The organism is Runella sp. R5_40 (assembly GCF_057652295.1).
On sequence record NZ_JBYFCH010000050.1, the window covers coordinates 1 to 6800 of the forward strand.

Below are 6800 nucleotides of genomic sequence, written 5' to 3' on the forward strand. Positions count from 1 at the left end.
TTACGATGTTTGCTCATATTGACTACAAGTTAGGTTTTCCCTTAACTTGTGTCCAGTTTTTTATCGGGCTGACAAGAAAGATTCACAACGAAAATAGGGATTTTTTAAGTTGTTGTACCCTTCTGTCTCGTTTTTTTCCTAATTTGTGCCACAAACAGGCTTCTTTTGCCCTAAACCTGAAATCCTTATGTTTCCTATTCCTAAAATACTACATCCGTAGTAGGCACTTTGAGTGTTTTACTCCCTTTGAAAATCTCTAAATCATCATATCCGCAAAACCTAACTTTCATCAAAACCAACACTTCATGAAACTAAACATTACTACCAAAATCGTCATTGGCTTTATTCTAGGGGTCGTTATCGGGCAAATTTTGCACAGCACGATGGACGCCGAGCAGGCTGCCGAAATATCAAAAAAATTCCAGATTCTGAGCAAAGTCTTCCTCAAACTCATCAAAATGATCGTGGGGCCGCTGGTGTTTTGTACACTTGCAGTGGGGGTAGCCAAACTCGGCGATTTTAAAGTCGTGGGTCGTATTGGTATCAAAACCTTGCTTTATTTTTACTTTGCTACCATCTTATCCCTGCTTGTAGGTCTATTGGTTGTGAATGTAACTCGTCCTGGCGAAGTACAACAATGGCCTCGCCCTGCTGCGGGTACCGACACGGGAGTGACGGGCAAGTCGATGAAAACCGTCGAAGATTTTATTTTACACATCTTCCCTGATAGCTTCTTTAAAGCCCTTTCCGAAAACGAAATCCTCCAAATTGTGGTGTTTTCGTTGTTTTTTGGGATTGCTTTGGGCGCTGTAGGAGAACACGGCAAAAAACTCATCAAAGCCATTGAAAGCCTTTCGGAGGTAGTATTTAAAATTGTTGGGTACGTGATGGAGTTGGCTCCTTTTGCCGTCTTAGGGGCAATGACAGGCGTAGTGGCCATGAAGGGACTTGGCATTTTGATTTCGTATGCCTACCTAATGGTATGTTTTTTCGGAGGACTACTTTTCTTTATTTTCGGGGTATTGTGGGCTATTTGCCTTGTCATGAAAATTCCGTATCTCAAACTGTTGGCGCACGTCAAAGATTCGATGATTCTGACGTTCAGTACAGCTAGCTCAGAGGCTTCTTTGCCGCAACAAATCACTGCTTTGGAAAAATTTGGTTGTAGTCAGCGTATCATTGGGTTTGTGTTGCCATTGGGTTATTCTTTCAACCTTGATGGCTCGATGATGTACATGACTTTTGCAACGGGTTTTATTGCCCAAGCTTACGGCATTCCGCTCACCATTCAGCAACAAATAGCCATGCTCCTTACCCTGATGATCACTTCCAAAGGAATCGCGGGTGTACCACGTGCCTCGTTGGTGGTAATTGCGGGAACGTTGGCGCAATTTAACCTACCCGTCGAAGGGCTGGCACTGCTACTCGGTATTGATCCCTTCTTAGACATGGGGCGTTCGGCCACTTCGGTAGCTGGAAATGCCGTGGCAACGGCAGTTATTTCAAAACTTGAAGGAGAATATACCGAAAGCTAATAAAAATCGCTGTAACTCCTTGACACTTTGGTTGAAAAGGATTAGGTTAGATAAATTTTTCCCTATACCTAAAATCTATCACCTCATCCTTTTCAATCACATGGCACAATCACTTCCCCTCGAAAACGAAATTGCAGGCGTATTTGCAAAATTTCCGCAATTGCCTGACAACGTCAAAGAAATTCTGGTTAAAATCTCTCCGTTCCTCTGCATCGTTGGGGTCATTTTTGGAGCATTAGGGCTACTTGCGGTCTTAGGCATTGGCGCTGGTGCTACGGCCATCGGCCTAGCTTCTTTTGGAAATATGGGAGTTTATTGGATTTCGATGGCAATTTTAGCCGTTATGGTACTTTTAGAAGGTCTGGCTATTTCGCCACTGATGAAACGCCAAAAGAAAGGCTGGGATTATATGTACTATATTTTCTTGTTGAGCCTCGTTAGCGGAGTTGTCAACCTAGCGGGAATTGGAGGTTTGTTTAGCAACCTTATTAGTCTTGCTTTTTCGTTTCTGCTTGGAGGGTGGTTATTATTCCAAATTCGAGAAAAATACGCATAAAAGCTTTCAAAAAGCCATAGTTCACCACTATGGCTTTTTTTATTTTGCCGCTTCTACCATTGCCAACAATCCATCCAAGCCCGTTTCTCGCTCATTGAGGAACAAGGGTTTATGAAAAAAGTGTAGTTTTTGAAGTAAGTGCAACAACTGCATTTTTTCCGCTTCATTGAGCGTTCCTGCAATAATCAAGCTTGCTTTTCGCATTTCTTCAAACGTCCCGAAAAGTACCCCCATTCCTTTTCCTGTAATCAATAAGCGTTTGCTTCGGCGGTCTTTTGGGTCATCGGTTTGTTCGATGAGGCCATTGTTCAATAACCGCTTGATGACTTCCATCCCCGTTGTTTTTTCGTGGATGTTCATGTCAATAATCTCCGTTTTGGTACAGCCGCCCGTCTGCCAAATGCCCGCCAAATACGAAAAATCATCAATCGTAATCAGGTGAGCAGAGTCCAGTGCTTTTTTGATGTACCCTTTGGCATAGCGATACAAAAATGCCACCAACTGCGACAACAGTACTTCTACCGTTTCTCCATTTTCAAATTTTAATTCGGGGTCCGACGATTTTGCGAAAACTTGTTGATTGAGGTACGCCACAAACCCCTCCATGTCCTTCCGTTGAAGCGGCGAGCGCTGCGCTTCGTAGTTGGCCAAGTGCCCAATCAACTCTTGTAATAGTGCGTAGTTCATTTTTTTAGTAGTGAAAACATTCTAAAAATTGAAAAATATTTTGTTTTCGTACAAACAATAATTCATTTGGAATGTTATCGTAGTAATTAACACAAATCAAATCATAAATGTTTTTTACTGCTCATTTTAAAATTCGCATGAAAACACACCTATTCGCTCTACTACTCATCGTTAGTGTCACCAATGCGTTTGCCCAAAACACAGGAACCATTTTGGGGTCTGTGCGCGACAAACGTACCCAAGAAACGCTTATTGGGGTGACGGTACAGATTGAAGGCACGACCCAAGGCACCACCACTGACGTGGATGGAAAGTTTAAACTCACTCTACCCGTAGGAAGCTACAACCTCAAAGCATCTTTTGTAGGCTACAAAACCGCTAGTAAATTCAACGTCGTACTCACGTCGGGAAATGCCCAACAAATTACGTTTGACCTCGAAGAAGAAGCGGTACAATTGACCGAAGCCAAGGTTGTCTATAACCGTTCTATTTCGGTAGCTTCGGTCGAAACGCCCAATTCCATTCAAAAACTGACTACCGAAGAAATCAAAAACAACCCAGGCGGGAACTTTGATATTTCGCGCGTGATTCAGGTACTTCCAGGTGTAGGAGGAACGGCAGGTTCGGTAGGAGGTTTTCGTAACGACCTCATCATCCGTGGCGGTGGCCCCAACGAAAACGTTTTTTACCTAGATGGCATCGAAATACCCGTTATCAACCACTTTGCCACTCAGGGGAGTTCGGGTGGTCCTACGGGGATTCTTAACGTATCGTTTATTGAAGACGCCACGTTGAGTTCGAGTAGCTTCAATGCCCGTTACGACAATGCACTGTCGTCAGTATTGCAATTCCGTCAGCGCGAAGGAAACCCCGAACGCCTCCAAGGCAACTTTCGAGTCAGCTCCACCGAAGTAGCAGGCACATTTGAAGGGCCGCTTTCGCCCAAAACCACTTTTTTGGCATCGGTACGCCGCTCGTATTTGCAATTTTTATTCAAAGCCATTGACCTCCCTATTCGTCCCAATTACTGGGATTTTCAATACAAAGTCACGCACAAACTCAACAAAAAAACTACATTAACAGCCATTGGAGTGGGAGCCATCGACGAATTTTCGTTTGCGGTTCCCAAAGAATCTTCCCCCGAAAAAGAGTATGTGCTTCGTTCTAACCCCACCATCAATCAGTGGAATTATACGACAGGGTTTTCGCTCAAACGGTTGTTGGAAAACGGCTACCTCAACGTTTCACTCAGCCGAAATATGTTCAACAACCGCCTCGACCGCTTTGAGGACAATCGTCAAGGGGACGAAAATTACCGCGCGCTCAAAAGCGTATCTCAAGAAATTGAGAACAAACTCCGCCTCGATGTGAATAAGTTTGTGGGTAAGTGGGAATATAGCTACGGCGCCATGCTTCAGTATGTTAAGTACAACAACGACTTCTTCAACGTACTGCGTCGCGAAGTCAAAAATACCCAAGGGCAAGTGATTCAACCTGCCGTGAACATTGCGTTCAACACGGCCATTGATTTCTTCAAATTCGGAGCTTTTGCCCAAGTAAACCGCAAGCTATTGGACGACCGCTTGAATCTTTCGGCGGGCTTGCGTACCGATATGAATTCGTTTACGTCGGATGGTAACAATCCGATTGAGACCCTTAGTCCGCGCGTTTCGGCGAGTTATCAGTTGAGCGACAAATGGCGTTTAAACGCGTCGGTGGGGCGGTATTTCAAAACACCGATTTATACGGTTTTGGGGTATAAGCAAGACGGCAATTTTGTCAATAAATCAAGCAAATACATCCGTTCCGACCATTTGGTAGCAGGCTTAGAATTTATCCCAACACCTACTACGCGTATTACGCTCGAAGGTTTTGTGAAGCAATACGACAATTACCCCGTTTCGGTACGTGATGGCATTTCGTTGGCCAACCAAGGCGGTAATTTCGGTGCCATTGGTAACGAAGCAGTCATCAGCACGGGCCAAGGACGTAGCCGTGGACTTGAGTTTTTCTTCCAACAAAAGTTGGCCAAAAACTTCTTTGGGGTCTTTAGCTACACACTCTTCCGTTCGGAGTTTTCGGGAAAAGATGGGAAGTACGTGGCTTCTGCGTGGGATACGCGTAACCTAATTTCAACACAATTGGGGTATAAGTTTAAAAAAGGCTGGGAGTTGGGGCTTAAATGGCTCTATCAAGGGGGCGCACCTTACACACCTTACGACTTGGCCGCTTCGCAGCGTAACTACCTCACCACGGGCGTAGGTACCGAAGATTACACTCGACTCAATAGCCTGCGGTTGAAGTCATTTAGTCGCGTGGACTTCCGCATTGACAAAAAATGGAATTACAAAAAAACCTCTATTGACTTGTTTTTTGACTTGCAAAACGCGCTGCTTACTACCAATCCCGCTTTGCCACAATACACCTTTGAGCGGTTAGCTGATAATTCTGGATTTAGAACTACGGATGGATTAGCGTTACGAAGCGACGGCAGCAATGGAGTTCCGCTCATTCTAGCCAACGAAGACGCTAACTTTACCCCTGCGCTGGGTTTTGTGATTGAGTTTTAGTGAAACGTTGCTCTCTGTGACATTTCTCACTTCCTCTAGTAATAGTTTGTTGTTGTTTTACATCAATAACAAACTATTACTATTATGAACAGTCTAACACAGAAAATCTTATTTATCCTAGGTATTACCATCTTTGCAGGATGTAATGATAACCGTTCAACTCTTAATCCAGGGCTATCTCCCGAGATACAAAAAGCACTCAATGCTACGATTGAGGATGAATATAAAGCTCAAATTACGTATCAGCGAATATTGAGTGACTTTGGAAGTCAAACGAAGCCATTTAGTAACATCCTAAGTGCCGAAGTGAAACACGCCGATGCCATAGCTAATCTTCTCAATACCTACGATTTACCTGTTCCTAACAACACCTTTAATGTCGCAGATATGCCAACTTTTAGCACCGTTAAAGATGCCTGTGCGGCAGGAGCTATTGCTGAAGTTGAAAATATAGAATTGTACGATAAATTTTTAAAACTTGATTTACCTTCCGACGTTCGCAACGTTTTTGAAAACAACCGAAAAGCTTCTTTAAATAATCACTTGCCTGCATTTAATGCCTGCAAATAACCTTTAAACAACACGCTAAAAAATGAAAAATATCTTTGTTGCTCTCGTCATTTTATTGGCGACAAGTACCTTTGCTTTGGCTCAAAAAGGTAAAGATTGGGTAGCTCTTTCAGAAATGAAAGCCTTGATGAAACAGACTTTCCCACCGCTTATGAAGAACAACGATTTGACACCTGCCCGCAAAAACGCGGCGGCAATGTTGATATTAGCGCAAAACCTTGAAAAAGGCGAGAAGCCGCGTCCTTTTGCCAAAAAAAGTATGGAAGACAAATTCCAAAAAATCACCCAAAACTCGCAGGCATTAGCCGACTTAGTAGCCAAAAATGCTTCAGACGAGGAGGTTAAAATTGCACTTTCTACTCTTCATGGTTCGTTTGCAGAAATAGCCCACCATAAAAAGGCAGGTCATCAAGGCCACGGTGCCGAAAATCACTAATTTTTGCCCTTACAAGTGTCGAGTGCAGAATGTCGATTGATTATTTATCTTAACGTCTGACACTTCGTCTGATCCCTAAGATTATCAAAGCCCTATTTTTGAATTACCATGAGAATTATCGCCAAACGAATGCTCAAAGAGTTTTAGGAATTAAATCCTGACTCAGAAAATTCATTATTAGAATGGCATGATGTTGTTACAAGTGCAGCATAGCCCACTCCCAATGAGGTAAAATCAACATTTGGAAATGCGAGTATCATTGATAAAAATCGCGTTATTTTCAATATCAAAGGTAACGATTACCGACTTATTACTCATATTGATTACGTCTTTGGAATCGTATTCATACTGTGGGTAGGAACGCACGCTGCCTATGATAGAATTGATGCAAAAAAAATTGAATTTAAACGAAAGTCTCAACCATGATAAAACCGATAAAGACAGAA

Annotated in this window: 6 protein-coding genes and 1 pseudogene; 6 read left to right on the forward strand and 1 reads right to left on the reverse strand. The window is 43.1% G+C overall.

What is annotated here, in order from left to right:
* Positions 1 to 305: 305 nt before the first annotated feature.
* Positions 306 to 1535, forward strand: coding sequence for a dicarboxylate/amino acid:cation symporter (locus tag AC23N5_RS31175; protein WP_122932095.1), 1230 nt, complete (start codon positions 306 to 308; stop codon positions 1533 to 1535).
* Positions 1536 to 1635: 100 nt separating this feature from the next.
* Entirely contained in the window at positions 1636 to 2091 is a 456-nt protein-coding gene (locus tag AC23N5_RS31180) for a hypothetical protein (protein ID WP_487758524.1), read from the forward strand.
* A 39-nt stretch (positions 2092 to 2130) separates the two neighbouring features.
* Here the strand turns inward: AC23N5_RS31180 and AC23N5_RS31185 are convergent, their stop codons facing one another.
* Positions 2131 to 2778 (reverse strand): MarR family winged helix-turn-helix transcriptional regulator, encoded by a 648-nt coding sequence (locus AC23N5_RS31185; RefSeq protein ID WP_183971909.1) that lies wholly within the window; start codon positions 2776 to 2778, stop codon positions 2131 to 2133.
* Positions 2779 to 2915: 137 nt separating this feature from the next.
* Here AC23N5_RS31185 and AC23N5_RS31190 point away from each other — a divergent pair, with 137 nt between their 5' ends.
* The 4 genes and pseudogenes from AC23N5_RS31190 to AC23N5_RS31205 form a co-directional block, all read left to right on the forward strand.
* Entirely contained in the window at positions 2916 to 5348 is a 2433-nt protein-coding gene (locus tag AC23N5_RS31190) for a TonB-dependent receptor (protein ID WP_487758525.1), read from the forward strand.
* Positions 5349 to 5432: 84 nt separating this feature from the next.
* Positions 5433 to 5918: a ferritin-like domain-containing protein gene (locus AC23N5_RS31195; protein WP_487758526.1), complete on the forward strand. Its 486-nt coding sequence runs from the start codon at positions 5433 to 5435 to the stop codon at positions 5916 to 5918.
* A 22-nt stretch (positions 5919 to 5940) separates the two neighbouring features.
* Positions 5941 to 6354, forward strand: a complete 414-nt coding sequence (locus AC23N5_RS31200; protein ID WP_487758527.1) for a hypothetical protein — start codon at positions 5941 to 5943, stop codon at positions 6352 to 6354.
* Between the two features lie 228 nt (positions 6355 to 6582).
* Positions 6583 to 6780, forward strand: a pseudogene (locus tag AC23N5_RS31205) (type II toxin-antitoxin system HigB family toxin); the annotation flags it as partial.
* Positions 6781 to 6800: the final 20 nt, after the last annotated feature.